This window comes from Rappaport israeli, from assembly GCF_001888055.1.
Classification (GTDB): domain Bacteria; phylum Pseudomonadota; class Gammaproteobacteria; order Cardiobacteriales; family Cardiobacteriaceae; genus Rappaport; species Rappaport israeli.
Window position 1 is genome coordinate 84,121 of sequence record NZ_LXHZ01000027.1, and the last position, 17,863, is coordinate 101,983.

The window sequence follows — 17,863 nt, forward strand, 5'->3', positions numbered from 1 at the left end:
GATGATTTATGCGTTGACCGAATGGTTGAGTGCGTATTTTTCGCCAATAAATGCGCTGACGTATTTAACCACGCGCATTATTTTGGCTGCGTTGACGGCGTTGTTGGTTAGTATTGGCTTTGGCGGCAAGATGATTGTTTTGCTTAAGAATTTACAAATGGGGCAGTATGTGCGCGATGATGGCCCTAAAACGCATTTGGCAAAAACAGGGACGCCAACGATGGGCGGAGCGCTGGTGATTCTCAGTATTTCGCTGGCGATGTTGCTATGGGCGGATTTGACGGTGGCTTATGTGTGGGTGGTGTTGTTTGTGTTGTGGAGTTTTGGTGGGGTGGGGTGGTTGGATGATTATCGTAAGTTGGTGTTGAAAAATCCGCAGGGCTTGCGGGCAAAACATAAATATGCGCTGTTGTCGCTAGCGGCATTGTTAACCGCGATTTGGTTGTATCTTTTGGCGGAGGATGCGGTGCAGACGACGTTATTTTTGCCGTTCTTGAAAAATGTTTCTTGGCAGATGGAATGGTTATTTGTGCCATTGACTTATTTGGTTCTAAATGGGTCGAGCAATGCGGTTAATTTAACAGATGGTTTAGATGGGTTGGCGATTATGCCTGTGGTGTTAGTGGCAGGTGGGTTGGCGACGTTTGCTTATTTGTCGGGGCATGCTTATTTTGCGCAATATTTGCATATTCCTGCGGTTAAAGGTGCAGGTGAGGTGGCGATATTTTGTGCAGCAATTGCTGGGGCAGGGTTGGGGTTTTTGTGGTTTAACGCGCATCCTGCTTTGGTGTTTATGGGGGATGTGGGGGCGTTGGCGCTTGGGGCGGCTTTAGGGGTGGTGGCGGTTATTATTCGTCAAGAGTTGGTTTTGGTGATTATGGGGGGGGTGTTTGTGGTGGAAACGTTGTCGGTTATCTTGCAGGTGGGGTCTTATCGTTATCGTAAAAAACGCATTTTCCGTATGGCGCCTTTGCATCATCATTTTGAGCTGATGGGCTGGCCTGAGACGCGCGTTACCATTCGGTTTTGGATTGTAACGGTGGTGCTAGTGTTGGTGGCGTTGTCTACCTTGAAATTAAGATAAATGGGGGAGTGATGAATGCACAAAAGCTGGCTAAATTAACAGCGTTAGGATTGTCTCAACCAATTGCGGTGGTGGGGATGGGGGTCTCAGGGCAGGCGGTGTTGCAGGCACTGTTGTCTGCTGGTTATGAGGCTAAGGGGGTAGATGAAAAGCGCTCAACACAGAGTATTTTGTCTCTTAATTTAGACGTTGCTGGGGCATTGGCTGAATTCAAAACGTTGATTGTAAGTCCTGGTGTAGATAGGCGGCGACAGGCGTTAATTAGTGTTGCGAAAGAGGTGGCGATATTAAATGACGTGGAGTTATTTGCCCGTTTGGTGGATAAACCTGTGGTGGCGGTGACAGGCTCTAATGGTAAATCCACTGTGGTAACGTTGCTTTATGAAGCGCTTGGGGCGTTAGGATATAAGGCGGTGTTATGTGGGAATATTGGGCGTTCGGTGATTGAGGCGTTTTTTAGTGATGAGGCAGTGGATTATTACGTTTTGGAGTTATCGAGTTATCAGTTGGAACTTTGCCCGAGCTTGAGTCCTTTGGTGGGGGTAATTGTTAATATAACGCCTGACCATTTAGACCGCTACGAGGATTTTTCCGCCTATGCCGAGGCAAAGGGAAATTTGGCAAGACAAGCACAGCATTTGGTGCTAAATGCAGAAGATGCGTATTGTGTGGCGCTTTCAAAGACGTTGGATAAGCCGATAGAGTGGTTTTCTTTGCAAAAAACCTCTCAAGGGGGTGGTGTGCATGAGGGGATGCTCCTTGTGGAGGGAGAAGAGATATTGCCAGTGGTGGATTTGGCGCTTAAGGGTAAGCATAATTATGCCAATGTGTTGTGTGTGTTGTTGTCGTTGCGTGCATTGGGGTTGTCTTTTGCTGAGGCGTTGGGCGCTATTGGCACTTTTGCAGGATTGGCGCATCGGATGCAACAGGTGGCAACGATAGGCGGTGTGCTGTGGATAGATGATTCTAAGGCGACCAATGTAGGCGCAACGGTGGCGGCTTTGGCTGGGGTGTCGGCGCCATTAATTTTGATTTTAGGCGGAGCAGGTAAAGGGCAGGATTTTTCTGAATTAGCGCAGGCGGTGGTAGAGGCAAAGGTGAAACAGGTGCTACTTATTGGGGTTGATAATTGTGCTTTGCAAGAGGCGCTTAAGGAAAAAGCTGTGGCGTTTGTAGTGTGTCAAACGTTGGATGTGGCGGTAGCGCGTGCGCGGGATTATGCGCAAGCAGGGGATTGGGTGTTGTTATCGCCTGCATGCGCGAGCTTAGATCAGTTTAAAAACTATCAACAGCGCGGGCTTTATTTTGCGCAGTTGGCACAAAATGGAGCGGTCGATGTATAAAGTGCGATTAAAACCAAAGATTTTTGACCCTGTAAGCGATTTTCGCAAAATTCAGCGTGAGGGATTAACGCGCTGGTGGAGTATGTCGTTTCCAGATGTATGGTTGATTTTTTCTTGGTTGGCGCTGTTGGCGGTTGGGTTTGTAATGGTGGCTTCTACTTCGATGACGGAAGCTATTTCTAATGGGCAATCGGCTTATTATTACATTGTGCGGCAGATGATTTTTTTGTTGTTGTCGGTGTTGTTGGTGTATGCCTTTGTTTTAATACCGATAAAGCAGGTGCAGGACAATAGTGCGCGAGCATTGGTTGCGACGTTGACGTTACTTTTAATGTTGTATCTGCCTGGGATTGGGGTGCAGGTCAATGGCGCTAAGCGCTGGCTTAATTTAGGGCCATTTAATTTGCAGGTGGGGGAGATAGCGAAGTTGGTGATGATTATCTTTGCTGCAGATTTTCTAAAGCGCCACAATCAGTCGCTAGGAAATAGCTGGAAGCCGATGGTGAAATTATTGACGATTACGGCGATGTTGTCGGTGATTTTGATTAAACAGCCTGATTTTGGGACGACGGTGGTGATTGTGGCGACGGTGTTTGGCATGATGTTTATGGCGGAGGTGAGGCTTCGTTATTTGCTAACGATGAGTGCTTTGGCATTGGTGCTTTTGGTGATGGTGTTGCTATCGGCAGATTATCGGCGGCAGCGGTTATTTAGTTTTCTAGATCCATGGGCAAATCATTTGGATACGGGATATCAGTTGACGAATTCTTTAATTGCTATTGGGAATGGCGGTTGGTTTGGGCGTGGGTTGGGCGAGAGTGTGCAAAAGCATCAGTTTTTGCCTGAGGCGCATACGGATTTTATTTTTTCTATCATTACGGAGGAGCTGGGCTTGGTGGGGGCGTTTGTGGTGATGATGTTGTATGCGTTGTTGGTGTGGCGTGCGTTTGCAACTGGGCTTTTGGCAGATAAGGTGCGGATGCGCTTTTCTAGTTATTATGCTTATGGGGTGGGGCTGTGGATTGCGATTCAGGTGTTGATTAATGTGGCGGTAACCACTGGGGCGATGCCAACAAAGGGGTTGACGTTGCCGTTAATTAGTTATGGCGGTAGTTCAATGATTATGACGTGTGTGGCGCTTGCTATTTTATTGCGCGTCGATGCGCAGGCGCGATTTCAGGCTAAACGTGAAGGGCGGATTTAGGCGATGGTGGCGCAGGATTTTTCAGGTAAAACGGTGGTGGTGATGGCTGGAGGCACGGGTGGGCATGTTTATCCTGCGTTGGCGTTGGCTTTGGCGTTGTCAGCGCGTGGGGCTAGGGTGCATTGGTTGGGCAATGCAGATGGTTTTGAGGCGTCTAGGGTGCGTGCAGCAGGATTTGAATTGCATGATATTGCGGTAAGAGGGTTGCGTGGAAAGGGATGGCGACGGGGATTATCTGCGCCATGGATGTTGGGGCGTGCATTTTGGAGGGCGTTTCAAGCGCTTAGGCAGGTGCAGGCGGATGTGGTGATTGGTTTTGGGGGGTTTGTGTCTGGCCCTGGAGGGGTGGCTGCGAAGGGGTTGGGGATGAAGTTGGTGGTGCATGAGCAAAATGCGCGGATGGGGTTGACGAATCGTTTATTGGCAAAGGTGGCGGATAAGGTGTGGTTGGCTGATGCGCGGGCGTGGTCTGGGGATTGGAAGAAGGCAGAGGTGGTGGGCAATCCTGTACGTGAGGCGCTGGTGTCGGTGCTCGCACCTGAGGTGCGCTTTGCTAAGCGCTCAGGGGCGATTAAGTGGTTGATTATTGGGGGAGTCAGGGCGCTGCAGTATTGAATGAATGTGTGCCAAAAGCGCTTGCGTTATTAGCGCATAAAGAGCGTCCCGAGGTGGTGCATCAATGTGGCGAGGGGGCGCTTGAGCAGACGCGAGCGCGTTATACGGCGCTGGGGGTTGAGGCGGAGGTGGTGGCTTTTGTTGAGGATATGGCGAGTGCTTATGCGCAGTGTGATTGGATGTTGGCGCGCTCGGGAGCGTTGACGGTGGCGGAGGTGGCGACGGTGGGGGTGGCGGCGGTGTTTGTGCCATTTGCTTTGGCAGTCGATGACCATCAAACGGCGAATGCGCAAACGTTGGTGGATTCTGGAGCGGCAGAGTGTGTGGCGCAGGCTGAGTTGGTGCCTGAGCGTTTGGCTGAGCTGATTAGGGCGCATAATGACCGCGGGCGCTGTTTGCAACGGGCAAAATTGGCGCGTAAGCATTCGCAGGCAGGAGCATTGGAGCGTATGCTTGAATCTTTGGAGGGGGTATGAATCAGGGGTTGATGGGAGATTTTGAACCAATGGCGCTTCGTCAAATGCGACGCGTTAAGCAGATTTTTTTTGTAGGCATTGGTGGGGTGGGAATGTGCGCTATCGCGGAGGTGATGCTAAATTTGGGGTATGCGGTGTCGGGCTCTGATTTGGCGGAGTCGGTTAATACACGGCGCTTGCAGAAATTGGGGGCGACTGTTTTTTATGGTCATGATGCAAAAAATATTGAGGATACCGATGTGGTGGTGGCGTCTTCAGCGGTTAATCGACAAAATCCTGAAATTGCTGCTGCAATGGCGCGCGGTGTGCCAGTGATTCGGCGGGCGGAGATGTTGGCGGAGTTAATGCGGTTTCGTTTTGGGATTGCTGTGGCAGGGACGCATGGGAAAACGACGACGACGAGTTTAGTGGCTTCGGTTTTGGCTGATGCGGGATTAGACCCAACGTTTGTTATTGGGGGGGTGTTAACGGCAGTGGGCAGTAATGCGCGCTTGGGGAAGGGGCAGTATTTGGTGGCGGAGGCGGATGAGTCTGATGCGTCGTTTTTGCATTTGCAGCCGCTGATTTCGGTGATAACCAATATTGATGCTGACCATTTAGAGGCATATGGAGGGAGTTTTCATCATCTAAAGCAGGGGTTTGTGCGCTTTTTGCATAATTTGCCGTTTTATGGTTTGGCGATTGTGTGTATTGATGATGAGGGGGTGCGTTCGATTGTGCAGGAGGTGGGGCGTCCATTGGTAACGTATGGGTTTTCTGAGCAGGCGGATGTGCAGGCGGTCAATGTTCGCCAGCTGGGGTTGCAGATGCATTTTGAGGTGGTTGATAAACTTCATCAAACGCATCAGGCGATGGTGTTGAATATGCCAGGTAAGCATAATGTGTTAAATGCTTTGGCCGCGTATGCGGTGGCGCAAGAATTGGCGGTTCCTGTGGAGGCGATTGCAGCTGGATTGGCTGAATTTAAGGGGGTGGGGCGGCGTTTTACTTATCATGGTCGGATTGAACATGCACGCGGTGGGGCGGATATTTTTGAAGATTATGGGCATCATCCTAGTGAGATTGAGGCGGTGTTGCAGGCGGCGCGTGAGGGGTTTGCGCCTAGGCGAGTGGTGGCGGTGTTTCAACCGCATCGCTATACGCGTACGCGCGATTTGTTAGATGATTTTGCGTTGGTGTTAAGTGGCTGTGATGCATTGGTGCTGTTGGATGTTTATTCGGCAGGTGAGGCATTTATTGAGGGGGCGGATTCTAAGGCGTTGGCGCGTGCCATTCGCGCACATCATCAAGTTGAGCCGATATATGTAGAGGATAAGGAAACGCTTAATGAGCGCTTGGCGTCGTTTTTGTTAGAAGATGAGGATGTGGTGATTTATTTTGGGGCAGGGGATGTGGGGCGCTTAGCAAAACAATGGGCGCAGGATTAGGAGGGAGATGAATATGGTAGATGTGGGGCGCTTTGGTAAGGTGGTGGTGTTGTATGGTGGGGATTCGGCTGAGCGGGCGGTGTCGCTTAATAGTGGGCAGGCGGTGTATGAGGCGTTGAAAAATCAGGGGGTAGAGGCGCATTTATTGGATTCTAGGGATAAAATTGCGGTGATGCGTTTGCAAGAGCAAGGCTTTGCGCGGGCGTTTATCGCTTTGCATGGGCGTGGGGGGGAAGATGGACAAATGCAGGCGCTATTAAAATGGCAGGGGTTGCCTTATACAGGGAGTGGGGTGTTGGCGTGTGCGCTGGCGATGGATAAGGTGATGACTAAGCGGTTATGGTCGGGGTATGGGTTGCCTGTTGCGCCTGAGTGTGTGCTGAGTGAAGAAATGGATTATGCGATGTTGTGCGCGCGCTTGGGTGCGGAGGTTTTGGCGGTAAAACCAGCGTTGGAAGGCTCAAGTGTGGGGGTGAGTCGGGTGAGCTCACAACAAGAGTTTTTGCCTGCAATAGAGAAGGCTGGCGGTGTAACTGAGAAAATTATGGTTGAACCATGGATTGTAGGGCGTGAGTTGACATGTGTGGTGTTGGCAGGCAAGGCGTTACCTATCATCGAGATTCGCGCGGCGCAGGAATTTGAATTTTATGATTTTCAGGCAAAATATGAGGCAGATAATACGGGGTATTTTTGTCCTGCGCCTTTAGAGGAGGCGGTGGCGCTACATGTGCAGGAATTAGCTGTGGCGGCCTTTGAGGCAGTGGGAGGGAAAGGTTGGGGGCGAGTGGATTTTATGCTGGATGAGAATAATCGTCCGTGGTTGTTGGAGGTGAATATGGTGCCAGGAATGACTTCACATTCTTTGGTGCCGCTTGCTGCGCGTGCGGTGGGGATGTCGTTTGAGGCGTTGGTGTTAGCGCTTCTTGAGCAGACGCTGGATAAGGATGTAGACCATTATGATTAAGCTGGGGCGACGTCGCTCGGTTAGTCGGGCGCGCGATAGGCATACATTGTGGGATAGGTTGTCGTGGTTGGTCGAGGGGGTCATGCTTGTTACGGTGTTGGTGGCGCTGGTGCTTTTGTTGGCGGTAAGTTATCGCCGTGTTACACAGGAGGCGTTTTTTCCTATTGAGCGGATTTTGTTGGAACAGCCTTTGGTTTATGGTGATGCGCAGGCGCTTTTAAAGGTGTTTCGGGATAATAAGGTGTTGGATTTAACCCATTTGGATGCAAAACAATTGACTGAAAAGATGGAGGAGATTAGTTGGGTTGAAAGTGCTTCGGTGGAGAAAAAATGGTTAAGCTCGATTGTGGTGGATGTGGTGGAGCGTATTCCTGTGGTGCGCTGGGGTGAACATAGATATCTTGACCCCGACGGGGTGGTATTTACCTTGCCTGAAAATCCTGCTTTGCAGGCGTTATTTAAGGTGCAAGGCCCTGAAGGCTATGAAAAGGTCGTATTAGAACATTATCGAATTTTTGAACCATGGCTTTTAAGCTATGGGATTGCGATTGAGTCGGTTACTTTGGATTCGCGTTTGATTTGGCATGTGCGAATTGAAAATGGCGTAGATGTGGTTTTGGGGCGTCATGATTTAAATCAGCGCTTGAAAAAACTGGTATTGGCGTATGAACGAATTATTAAGACTCAAGCGCCTTATATTGAAAAAGTGGATTTGCGCTATCACGATGGGTTTTCAATTTATTGGAAAAAAGGCGTAAAACCACAGTTGGGACATTAGATAAATCGTTGCGTATAAGCGTAAATAAAAAATTAGGGTCTATAGTATGAAAGATGAATTTGTGCGCGTGGCTTTGGATGTGGGGAGTCATGGGGTGCGGGTGATGATTAGTTATTTGGAAGAGGGGCGACCGTTGGAGGTTATTGCGCTGGGCGATGCGCAAAGCAGAGGGTTTAAAAATGGCGCTGTGGTGGGGATTGAGCAAGCGAGTGCGGCCATTGAAGAGGCAATTGCTGAGGCGGAAAAAATTGCGCGTTTGAAGGTGCATTTGGTAGATGTGGCGGTGGGCTCTAGGCAGACTATCGCGATGAATACACAGGCGCATTTGGCGATTAAATCGGGAAAAATTAGTCGTCAGGAGAAAATTCATGCAATTTGTCAGGCTAGGGATAAAGGATTGGAGGGACGCGCTTGTGTGCATGCGTTGGTGCAAACGTATGTGGTTGATGAGCATAGTGGAATTGTTGACCCTGTCGGTATGGCTGCTGATGCTCTTGAGGCGTATGTGCATGTGGTGTCGATGGAGACGTGGCAACGTAGGAATTTATTGCAGTGTGTGCAAAATGCTGGGGTGGAGGTGGGGCGGTTGGTGTTTAAAGGCGTGGCGGTGTCTTATGCTGCGCTGACACCAGCAGAGCGTGATTTGGGGGTGTGTGTGGTGGATATTGGCGCGGATACAATGACTTACACAGTGTGGAGGGCGAATTGTCCTTTATATAGCAATGTGGTTGAGCTTGGTGGGGAGATAATTTCTAGTGAGTTGGCGCTTACTTTAAAAACTCCACGACAATTTGCCGAAGCATTAAAGATAGAAAAAGGTGTGGCGCTGGCGGCGCTGTTGCAAGAGCATATGTTGGAAATTTCTAGTGTGGGTTTGCGTGATAATCGTTTGGTTGAAGCGCAGGAGGTGGTGGATTGTATAGCCAGTGGTTATGTGAAGATGTTGAAATATTTGCGTTATGACCTTGAGCAGGCTGGGTTTTATCATTTACTGCCTGCAGGGTTTGTATTTTGTGGAGGCGCGGTGCAAATGCGTGGTTTTGAGCAGTTGGCGCGCGATTTTCTACAAACGCCAGTACGGGTAGCCTATCCTGAAAAAATTCATGGTTTACCTGAATTCTGGCAAGGAAATCCTGCTTTACATACCGTGTTAGGAATAGCTGCTTTACAGGCACAACCCCTTGAGAATTACGCGCTAGAAAATAGCAAAAAACACAGTATAATAACGCGCTTTAAAGATTTTATGCGTGCGCTCTAATTTGATTGACTTGAGGTTTACATGGCTTTTGAAATAATGGATGAACAAGAAAACACCTCAAAGGTGCTGATTAAGGTAATTGGTGTAGGTGGGGGTGGCTGTAATGCGGTACGCCAAATGACTGATTTTAATTTAGATGGCATTGAACTAATTTGTGCTAATACGGATATGCAGGTGCTACAAAAAAGCCCTATTCAAAATAAATTGCAACTTGGCGTGCAAACTACGCGTGGTTTGGGGGCAGGTTCAAAGCCTGAGATTGGGCGTCAGGCGGCTGAAGAGGATAGAGACCGCATTGAAGAGGTATTACGCGGCGCGGATATGGCATTTATTGCTGCAGGGATGGGCGGCGGTACAGGCACAGGCGCTGCACCTGTGATTTCTTCTATTGCGCGCAAATTAGGCATTTTGACGGTGGCAATTGTTACTAAGCCGTTTACCTTTGAAGGAACGCAACGGATGCGTAAGGCAGAAAAAAGGCATTGAAATGCTTAAAAAAAGAGGTGGATTGCTTAATTATTATTCCTAATGACAGAATTTCAGCGGTGATGGGGGAGGAGGCGACGCTTCTAGGCTCATTTGCAGCGGTGGATAATGTGCTTAAAAATGGGGTAAAAAGTTTGGCAGATATTATTCAGCGCGCTGGTTTGATTAATACTGATTTGGAAGATGTTAAAACCATTATGTCAGAACGCGGTATTGCCATGATGGGGACGGGTGAAGCTGAGGGTGAAAATCGGGCGCAGGTGGCGGTTGATCGCGCAATTTCTTCGCCTTTGTTGGAAAATATTGATTTATCGCGTGCGCGTGGATTGTTGGTTAATGTCAGCGCGAATTCTAATTTTAAACAATCTGAATATCTTGATATTGGTTCATTTGTGGAGAATTTGATTGATACTGAGCGTGCGCATGTAAAAATTGGGGTGTTTCTCGATGATGATTTAGATGATGTGTTGCGCGTAACAGTATTGGCAACAGGGCTTGAAGAGGATGAAGAGCAAGTTGATGATGCCTATGTGGATGTGATGAGCGATTTTGCAGCAGTTAAAAAAGAGCCTCATCAGTCTCTTCTAAGGAGAAAAAGGAAGAACCTTCTAGTGGGATTGATATTGCAAGTATTTTGCGTCGTCGTACGCGCTAGTATGGATGGCGTTCATTATGATAAATCGTCAGTGTACTCTTAAATCAGCTGTGCGTAGCTCAGGCATTGGGCTGCATTCGGGTAAGCGTGTGGATATTGCGCTTTTGCCTGCGCCTGCGAATCATGGGGTGGTTTTTCGGCGTGTGGATTTGTCTCCTGTGGTGGAGTTTGTTGCACAGGCAGATTTGGTACGCGATACGAAATTATGTACGGCGTTATCTCAAGAGGGTGTGCGGGTTGCAACGATTGAGCATTTGATGTCGGCATTGGCAGGTTTGGGGATTGATAATGTGGTGGTGGAGCTTAATGCGCCCGAAGTGCCAATTATGGATGGTTCATCTGCGCCATTTGTCTATTTGATTCAAAAAGCAGGGATTAAAGCGCAAGATGTTGCTAAGCGCTTTATCAAGGTTACTGAGCCAGTTGAGGTACGTGAAGGGGATAAGTGGGCGCGTTTGGTGCCTTATAATGGATATCGCTTGGATTTTTCTATTGATTTTGATCATCCTGTATTTAGACATCGCAGTAAGCATTTGCGCTTGGAGTTTAGTAGTGGGGATTATGTGCGCCATATTGCACGCGCGCGGACGTTTGGATTTTTGCGCGATATTGAGTTTTTACAAAGTCAGGGTTTGGCTTTGGGTGGAAGTCTGGATAATGCGGTGGTGGTCGATGATTTTCGCGTGATGAATGAAAATGGTCTGCGTTATGATGATGAGTTTGTGCGCCATAAAACGCTCGATGCTATTGGGGATTTGTATTTATTAGGGGCGCCGTTATTGGGTTGGTATCAGGGGTATAAATCAGGGCATGATTTGAATAATAAGCTGTGTTTGGCGCTTTTGGCTAAGCATCATTGCTGGCAATATACGACGTTGGATGTTCTAAAAGATGAGGCGTGGATTATTCTTGCCCATCTGATTTGTCTTTGTTTTCTCATTTTGCCTAATTAGGTTTTTCTTTTTATTGAAATAATAGGTTATGGAACTAAATCTTATTTATCAACGCTTAGATGATTTATTGTCGCGGGTGCAGGCGCTTAGGGGGTATCTTTGACTTTGAGCTGAAGTCAGAGCGCTTGGCAGAGGTTAATCGTGAGCTAGAGCAACCTGATGTGTGGAATAATCCTGAAATGGCAGCACGGCTTAATCAGGAGCGCGCAGCTTTGGCGGCTGTGGTGGAGGGACTGGTTGAGTTAGATGAGGGGTTGAGCGATAGCGTGAGTTGATAGAACTTGCGGAATTAGAAGAGGATGAATCGACGGTTAATGTGGTTTTGCAGGATGTGGGACGCTATGAAAAACAAGTAGAAGACTTGGAATTTCGTCGAATGTTTGATGGTGAGCTCGATGAAAATAATGCGTTTTTAGATATTCAATCAGGTTCTGGGGGAACTGAGGCTCAGGATTGGGCTTCAATGTTGTTAAGAATGTATTTGCGCTGGGGTGAGAGTAAGGGATTTGCAACGGAGATTGTGGAGGAATCTCCCGGTGATGTGGCGGGGATTAAGTCGGCAACGGTGCATTTTAGTGGCGAATTCGCTTTTGGTTGGTTGCGCACAGAGATTGGGGTACATCGTTTGGTGCGTAAGTCTCCGTTTGATAGTGGTAATCGTCGGCATACGTCCTTTGCGGCTGTGTTTGTTTCGCCTGAGATTGATGATAATGTGGATATTGAGATTAATCCTGCGGATTTGCGCATTGATGTTTATCGCGCTTCTGGGGCTGGGGGTCAGCATGTAAACCGTACGGAATCCGCGGTACGCATTACGCATCAACCTTCTGGAATTGTGGTGCAATCACAAAATAGTCGCTCACAGCATCAAAATAAAGATACTTGTATGAAACAGTTGCGCGCCAAATTATATGAATTAGAAATGAATAAGCGTAATGCTGAAAGTCAGGCGTTGGAAGATAGTAAGGCTGATATTGGATGGGGCAGCCAGATTCGTTCGTATGTGTTGGATTCACAGCGTATTAAGGATTTGCGCACTGGGGTGGAAACCAGTAATACGCAGGCGGTGTTAGACGGGGATTTGGATATGTTTTTACAAGAAAGTTTAAAACAAGGTGTGAAGGTATGAGTGAAAAGCCAGTAGATACGACAATAGATGGGGCTGAGGTTGAAGCGCTAGAAGAGAATAAATTAATTGCTGAGCGTCGCCAGAAGTTGCACCAGTTACGTGCAGAACGTGCGGTGGCTTTTCCTAATCAAGTTCTGCCAACGCATTCTTGCGCGCAAATTCATGCACAATTTGCCCAAGAGACTGATGCTCAGACGTTAGAAGATGCTGGACGTTTTACTTTGGCGGGGCGTATGTTGGCTAAGCGGGTAATGGGTAAGGCAAGTTTTGCGCAAATTCAAGATGGTAGCGGTGAGCGGATGCAGCTTTATATTGCGCGTGATGCGTTGCAGGAAAGGCGTTATGCGCAGTTTAAGACATGGGATAGAGGCGATATCATTGAGGCTACGGGGTCGTTATTTCGCACCAAAACAGGAGAGTTGTCTCTTAAGGTAGAGGCTTTGGATTTGGTTACAAAGTCATTGCGTCCTTTGCCCGAGAAGTTCCATGGTTTAACTGACCAAGAGGCGCGCTATCGTAGGCGCTATGTCGATTTGATGATTAATGCGCAAAGTCGTGAGGTGTTTGTTATTCGTTCAAAGGTGATTAGTTACATTCGCCAGTTTTTTGAGCGTCGCGATTTTTTAGAGGTGGAGACGCCGATGATGCATCCAATTCCTGGTGGGGCAACGGCTAGACCTTTTATAACGCATCACAATGCGCTGGATATGCCTTTATTCTTGCGTATTGCGCCTGAACTTTATTTGAAGCGCTTGGTGGTGGGTGGCTTGGAACGCGTGTTTGAAATTAATAGGAATTTTCGTAATGAGGGAATTTCTACACGGCATAATCCTGAATTTACGATGCTGGAGTTCTACCAAGCTTACGCCAATTATCAGATGCTGATGGATTTATCTGAGGAGCTTTTGGGTGGGTTGGCGCAAACGGTATTGGGTAGTACGCAAATAGAGTATCAAGGCAGATGTTAGATTTTGGTCGTCCTTTTGCACGCTTGACACTGTTGGAATCTATTGCGCAATATGCGCCTCAATATGCAGATTGCATGCAAGATAAGATGCGTTTAATTGAGGTGTTGAAATCTCAGTTTGGCTTAAAAATCAATGGTGTGCCAGAGATAGGAATGTTGCAGACGATGCTTTTTGAAGAGGCGGTAGAGCATTTGCTTATTCAGCCAACCTTTATTACAGATTATCCTGCGGTGGTTTCGCCATTATCGCGTCGGCGTGATGATTACCCTGAAATTGCTGAACGCTTTGAGTTGTTTATTGGTGGTCGTGAAATTGCAAATGGTTTTTCAGAATTAAATGACCCTGAAGACCAAGCGGAGCGTTTTCAAGTGCAAGCTGCGGCTAAGAATGCAGGCGATGATGAAGCGATGCATTATGATAGTGATTATATTTGCGCCTTAGAATATGGTATGCCTCCAACGGCTGGTGAGGGGATTGGCATTGACCGTTTGGTTATGCTTTTAACAAATAGTGCCTCTATTCGTGATGTGTTGTTATTCCCACTATTGAGAAATGAGTCCTAAGGGGTTGATATGATGTTTGTAAAAAATTACTGGGCGGTTTGGGTGTGGCTTTTTTAGTCAGTGGCAGTGCGCATGCGGAAAAATTTAATTTACCGCCTAAACCAATTAATGTGGTGGGTGCGGTGAAATTAATTGAGGCTAAGGAGGAGGATTCGTTAGCAGATTTAGCACTGGAATATGGTATTGGCTATGAGGCGATGATTAATGCTAATCCTAATGTGGATGAATGGTATCCAAAAGAAGGTACGAAGATTTTAATTCCATCGCGCTATATTTTGCCAGATGTGGCGCATGAGGGGATTGTGCTGAATTTGCCTGAGATGCGTTTATATTATTTCCCGCCTGATGAGGAGGTGGTGTATGTGTATGCAGTAGGAATCGGTCGAGAGGATTGGGCAACGCCTTTGGGAGTGCAGAAAATTACTGAAAAAGTTAAAAATCCTACTTGGACACCGCCAGCTTCTATTCGTGCAGAGCATGCCGCAAATGGCGACCCTTTGCCTGCGGTAGTGCAAGCTGGGCCAGATAATCCATTAGGGCGTTTTAAAATGCGCTTAACCAATCCAAGTTATTTGATTCATGGCACAAATAAACCTGCTGGTGTGGGTATGCGAGTTTCGCATGGCTGTGTGCGGATGTATGACGAGGGGATTGAAGAATTATTCTCTCTTGCGCCTATGGGAACACAGGTGAATATTATCAATCAGCCGATGAAGGTAGGTTGGTATGGAGATGGGTTATATTTAGAATTTCATCCACCTTTAGAAGAGTTTCAGGTGAGTGTGGAGGAAAGTGTGCGTATGGCGCGTGATACGGTGCAAGAGCAGTTGCAAGGTAGCGGCTATCAGGTGAGCAATGATTTAATTGATGCGGTGGTCTATGAGGCAAGTGGTATGCCTATTGAGGTAGCGTATCATTAGTTTGTTTTTCTTTGTAGATAAAAATAAAGCCATCTTCATGATGGCTTTATTTTTATAGAACGGTCAATTTAGCTTTGTTTGCGTTTGCCATCTTCTTTGCGCAAAATTTGATAGAGTTCGTCTTTAATGTGTAATTTTTTGCGCTTTTTTTGTTCAATTTCATCTTCACGACTAGCGCTAACAGGGTCGCTTTCTAGGCGAATAATTTCATCGTCTAGGTCGTTGTGCTCATTAAATAAGCGTGCGAAGTGATTGTCGCTTTGTTTAAGTTCGGAGATGAGGTCGCGATATTCAGGAAACATAATTAACTCCTTTTGTGGTGAATGAAAAATCTATTTTAGCCCAAAATTCGATGAGTTTATAGCAAGGAATACACCGATTTTGGGCGAGAATTTAGCAGCTGTAATAAAGTTCAAATTCAAGTGGGTGGACTTGTAGACGCATGCGTTCAACCTCAGCGCGTTTGATGGCGATATAGGCGTCGATGAGGTCTTGGCTAAAGACTTCTCCTGCTTTTAAGAAGTCTTGGTCAGCCTCAAGGGCATCCAGCGCTTGCTCTAGGGAGAAGGCAACTTGTGGAATGCCACTGGCTTCTTCTGGTGGAAGGTCGTATAGGTCTTTATCCATGGCTTCACCAGGGTGGATTTTATGTTTGATGCCATCTAGTCCTGCCATGAGGAGGGCTGCAAAACAGAGGTAAGGGTTGGCTGTGGAGTCGGGGAAGCGTACCTCTATGCGTCGTCCTTTGGGGTTGAAAATATACGGGATGCGAATGGAGGCGGAGCGGTTGCGCGCGGAATAAGCAAGCATTACAGGCGCTTCAAAATGTGGGACGAGGCGTTTGTAGCTGTTAATCGATGGATTGGTAAAGGCGTTTAGCGCGCGGGCATGTTTGATGATGCCTCCAATGTAATAAAGGGCGATATCAGAGAGTCCGCCGTAGCCATCGCCACTAAAGAGATTATGCCCTTCTTTGCTCAGTGACATATGAACGTGCATGCCTGAGCCGTTGTCCCCCACAATGGGTTTGGGCATGAAAGTGGCTGTTTTACCATAGGCTTCAGCAACATTACGGATGACGTATTTAAGTTGTTGTACTTCATCTGCTTTGCGGGTTAGTGTATTGAATCTGGTTCCGATTTCGCATTGTGCTGTGGCTACTTCGTGATGATGCACTTCAACGGTTTGTCCAATTTCTTCTAATACTAGGCACATGTCAGCGCGTAGGTCGTTAAGGCTGTCGATAGGAGGGATAGGGGAATAACCGCCTTTTTGTGCGGGATGATGTCCGCTTTTGCGTTCATCGATAAGTGTGTTGCTGTTCCAATGCCCTTCGTTGCTATAAATTTCAAATGAGGCTTTGTGTGAGCTGGTTTGATAGGTCATGCTGTCAAAAATGAAGTATTCATTTTCTGGCCCAAAAAAAGCGCTATCCGCAATTCCTGTTGACTTGAGGTAGGCTTCAGCGCGTTTGGCGAGTGAGCGGGGGTCGCGACTATAGCTTGTAGGGTATCAGGTTCGATAATGTTGCAGGTGATGATGAGGGTTTTGTGGTCGCTAAATGGGTCGATGTAGGCGGTTTGCGGGTCGGGCATTAAAATCATGTCGCTGTTGTGAATGCCTTTCCAGCCAATGATGGAGGAGCCGTCAAACATTTTACCTTCTTCAAAAAAATCTTCGTCAATGCTGTTGGCTGGATAGGTGAAGTGGTGTTCTTTGCCGTTGGTGTCGGTAAAGCGCATATCGACAAAGCGTATTTCCTCTTCTTCGAGACGTTTTAAAATGACGTTGATGTCCATGATGGTTCCTTGATGAATATGTGTGAAAAATAGGCGCTATTGTGCTTGAATTTTAGGCGATAAACAATGCAAAAGCGCAACTTTATCGTGAGCGCGAAGCATTTTAAAAGGCTAATTGTCCGTCGCCTAAAGGCTCTTTTCCAGCAATTTGTGCGATAACGTGTCCTGTGCGGATAAGATGATTGCGCGCAAGGGCATATACGATGCCACTGGTGGGCGCAGATAGGGGGGTTGGGGGGTGATTGGGGGTCGTCAATGGAGATGAGTTCAGCGATAATATCGTGTTGTTTGACGTGTTCACCTGCTTTGATATGGAAGTTGAGTAGTCCACTATGTGGGGCGCTAATTCTTGCTACGCCAGAGAGTGGTGTGCCAATGGGGTGAGAGATATGGTCATGGTATTGGGTGGTGGGGTTAGGGGCAATGCTGCCGATGATTTGCAAAAAGTTAAAGAGATTTTGTGCATCTTGATAAGCGTATTTAGCGTTGATGTCGCGTTCTCCGCGTAGTTCAATTGTGCTGGCAAAAGTGGCATTTGGAAGATTAAGATTGAGTTGTTTGGATAAGCGCCACCATGGGCAGGCGTTGGCGTAGTCAAATGCCATGCCAGCTGGGTCTTCTTCTAGAAGCAGCACGCTGGCATTGAGGCTTTTGGCGAGTTGCTCTCCAAGGGATTGGTGGCGTTGATTGACAAAGGCATGAACGCAAGCTTGCGCGTCGCAGTGAACGTCTAGGACGTAATCCGCATCATGCGAGAGGGTTTGGAGAGTTTTGCGCAGATGTTCGCTTTCTAATGTCGGGTGCCAATCATTTAGAGCTTGTTTAAACGCTTGGCGGATTTGTGAGATTTGCTCATTTGTTGAAGCTTGGGCAAGCTTTTGTGGGTCAAGATAGGGGACGGCATGTGTGGCAAGGTCGAAAAATCCACGATTGAAATTGCCACTATAATCAAAATCAAAACGCCCGAGCTGATAACCACCTAAAAATTGTCGCATCCCTAACGGATTGGCAAAGGGTATGATAATAATTTCCCCATAAATACGCGCTTTTTCAAGCATATTATGCAGATGATGAAGCATAAAAATTCCTGGCCATTCGTCAGCGTGCAATGCGGCTTGGATATACACTTTAGGGCCGTGGCGATGCTGTTGATAGCGCCAAATGCTAAGCTCACTGGTTGTACCAGGAGAGCCGCTAGGAATAGTGAGCGTTTGTTTATGCATGAGTTATCCTTAGGTTGA

15 protein-coding genes and 3 pseudogenes are annotated in these 17,863 nt (G+C 47.5%); 15 read left to right on the forward strand and 3 right to left on the reverse strand.

Annotated elements, in window-relative coordinates:
• Nucleotide 1 precedes the first annotated feature (1 nt).
• The 15 genes and pseudogenes from mraY (at nt 2) to A5N84_RS08925 (ending at nt 14,823) form a co-directional block, all read left to right on the forward strand.
• A complete protein-coding gene (gene mraY, locus A5N84_RS08860) occupies nt 2–1,084 on the forward strand; it encodes a phospho-N-acetylmuramoyl-pentapeptide-transferase (RefSeq protein WP_072282083.1) in 1,083 nt (360 codons plus the stop codon).
• A gap of 11 nt (nt 1,085–1,095) precedes the next feature.
• The gene (gene murD, locus A5N84_RS08865) at nt 1,096–2,427 is read left to right on the forward strand and encodes a UDP-N-acetylmuramoyl-L-alanine--D-glutamate ligase (RefSeq protein WP_072282084.1); all 1,332 of its coding nucleotides are present in this window, start codon (nt 1,096–1,098) and stop codon (nt 2,425–2,427) included.
• Entirely contained in the window at nt 2,420–3,631 is a 1,212-nt protein-coding gene (gene ftsW / locus A5N84_RS08870; protein ID WP_078055690.1) for a putative lipid II flippase FtsW, read from the forward strand. The genes murD and ftsW overlap by 8 nt, the downstream gene beginning before the upstream one ends.
• 3 nt (nt 3,632–3,634) lie before the next feature.
• A complete protein-coding gene (locus tag A5N84_RS12215; RefSeq protein ID WP_233120089.1) occupies nt 3,635–4,246 on the forward strand; it encodes a glycosyltransferase in 612 nt (203 codons plus the stop codon).
• A complete protein-coding gene (locus tag A5N84_RS12220; RefSeq protein ID WP_233120090.1) occupies nt 4,207–4,722 on the forward strand; it encodes a glycosyltransferase in 516 nt (171 codons plus the stop codon). The genes A5N84_RS12215 and A5N84_RS12220 overlap by 40 nt, the downstream gene beginning before the upstream one ends.
• A complete protein-coding gene (murC, locus tag A5N84_RS08880) occupies nt 4,719–6,149 on the forward strand; it encodes a UDP-N-acetylmuramate--L-alanine ligase (RefSeq protein WP_072282085.1) in 1,431 nt (476 codons plus the stop codon). Before A5N84_RS12220 ends, murC begins: the two co-directional genes overlap by 4 nt.
• A 13-nt stretch (nt 6,150–6,162) precedes the next feature.
• Nucleotides 6,163–7,113: a D-alanine--D-alanine ligase gene (locus tag A5N84_RS08885; protein WP_072282115.1), complete on the forward strand. Its 951-nt coding sequence runs from the start codon at nt 6,163–6,165 to the stop codon at nt 7,111–7,113.
• Nucleotides 7,106–7,891: a cell division protein FtsQ/DivIB gene (locus tag A5N84_RS08890; protein ID WP_072282086.1), complete on the forward strand. Its 786-nt coding sequence runs from the start codon at nt 7,106–7,108 to the stop codon at nt 7,889–7,891. Before A5N84_RS08885 ends, A5N84_RS08890 begins: the two co-directional genes overlap by 8 nt.
• A gap of 46 nt (nt 7,892–7,937) precedes the next feature.
• Nucleotides 7,938–9,149, forward strand: a complete 1,212-nt coding sequence (gene ftsA, locus A5N84_RS08895; RefSeq protein ID WP_072282087.1) for a cell division protein FtsA — start codon at nt 7,938–7,940, stop codon at nt 9,147–9,149.
• A gap of 21 nt (nt 9,150–9,170) precedes the next feature.
• Entirely contained in the window at nt 9,171–9,635 is a 465-nt protein-coding gene (locus A5N84_RS12225) for an FtsZ/tubulin family protein (protein WP_072282088.1), read from the forward strand.
• Nucleotides 9,632–10,333, forward strand: a complete 702-nt coding sequence (locus tag A5N84_RS12230; RefSeq protein ID WP_072282089.1) for a cell division protein FtsZ — start codon at nt 9,632–9,634, stop codon at nt 10,331–10,333. Before A5N84_RS12225 ends, A5N84_RS12230 begins: the two co-directional genes overlap by 4 nt.
• On the forward strand, nt 10,311–11,243 hold the full coding sequence (gene lpxC / locus A5N84_RS08910; protein WP_072282116.1) for a UDP-3-O-acyl-N-acetylglucosamine deacetylase: 933 nt from the start codon (nt 10,311–10,313) through the stop codon (nt 11,241–11,243). The genes A5N84_RS12230 and lpxC overlap by 23 nt, the downstream gene beginning before the upstream one ends.
• Nucleotides 11,244–11,271: 28 nt before the next feature.
• A pseudogene (prfB, locus tag A5N84_RS08915) lies at nt 11,272–12,372 on the forward strand (peptide chain release factor 2).
• Nucleotides 12,369–13,903, forward strand: a pseudogene (lysS, locus tag A5N84_RS08920) (lysine--tRNA ligase). Before prfB ends, lysS begins: the two co-directional pseudogenes overlap by 4 nt.
• A 44-nt stretch (nt 13,904–13,947) precedes the next feature.
• Nucleotides 13,948–14,823, forward strand: a complete 876-nt coding sequence (locus A5N84_RS08925; RefSeq protein WP_078055692.1) for a L,D-transpeptidase family protein — start codon at nt 13,948–13,950, stop codon at nt 14,821–14,823.
• Between the two features lie 68 nt (nt 14,824–14,891).
• On the opposite strand, the gene A5N84_RS08930 is transcribed toward A5N84_RS08925, so the two are convergent.
• From A5N84_RS08930 to A5N84_RS08940, 3 genes and pseudogenes are all read right to left on the reverse strand, one after another.
• Nucleotides 14,892–15,125, reverse strand: a complete 234-nt coding sequence (locus tag A5N84_RS08930) for a YdcH family protein (protein ID WP_072282091.1) — start codon at nt 15,123–15,125, stop codon at nt 14,892–14,894.
• A gap of 91 nt (nt 15,126–15,216) precedes the next feature.
• Nucleotides 15,217–16,622 (reverse strand): annotated as a pseudogene (gene glnA, locus A5N84_RS08935) (type I glutamate--ammonia ligase).
• A complete protein-coding gene (locus tag A5N84_RS08940; protein ID WP_072282092.1) occupies nt 16,601–17,845 on the reverse strand; it encodes a succinylglutamate desuccinylase/aspartoacylase family protein in 1,245 nt (414 codons plus the stop codon). The pseudogene glnA and the gene A5N84_RS08940 overlap by 22 nt, the downstream one beginning before the upstream one ends.
• Nucleotides 17,846–17,863 lie beyond the last annotated feature (18 nt).

Excerpts from the sequence above, each read along its gene's own strand:
- A5N84_RS08885 (WP_072282115.1), top strand. The coding sequence starts at position 6,163 with ATGGTAGATGTGGGGCGCTTTGGTAAGGTGGTGGTGTTGTATGGTGGG.
- ftsW (WP_078055690.1), top strand. The coding sequence starts at position 2,420 with ATGTATAAAGTGCGATTAAAACCAAAGATTTTTGACCCTGTAAGCGAT.
- A5N84_RS12225 (WP_072282088.1), top strand. The coding sequence starts at position 9,171 with ATGGCTTTTGAAATAATGGATGAACAAGAAAACACCTCAAAGGTGCTG.
- A5N84_RS08890 (WP_072282086.1), top strand. The coding sequence starts at position 7,106 with ATGATTAAGCTGGGGCGACGTCGCTCGGTTAGTCGGGCGCGCGATAGG.
- murC (WP_072282085.1), top strand. The coding sequence starts at position 4,719 with ATGAATCAGGGGTTGATGGGAGATTTTGAACCAATGGCGCTTCGTCAA.
- A5N84_RS12215 (WP_233120089.1), top strand. The coding sequence starts at position 3,635 with ATGGTGGCGCAGGATTTTTCAGGTAAAACGGTGGTGGTGATGGCTGGA.
- mraY (WP_072282083.1), top strand. The coding sequence starts at position 2 with ATGATTTATGCGTTGACCGAATGGTTGAGTGCGTATTTTTCGCCAATA.
- ftsA (WP_072282087.1), top strand. The coding sequence starts at position 7,938 with ATGAAAGATGAATTTGTGCGCGTGGCTTTGGATGTGGGGAGTCATGGG.
- murD (WP_072282084.1), top strand. The coding sequence starts at position 1,096 with ATGAATGCACAAAAGCTGGCTAAATTAACAGCGTTAGGATTGTCTCAA.
- A5N84_RS08930 (WP_072282091.1), bottom strand. The coding sequence starts at position 15,125 with ATGTTTCCTGAATATCGCGACCTCATCTCCGAACTTAAACAAAGCGAC.
- A5N84_RS08940 (WP_072282092.1), bottom strand. The coding sequence starts at position 17,845 with ATGCATAAACAAACGCTCACTATTCCTAGCGGCTCTCCTGGTACAACC.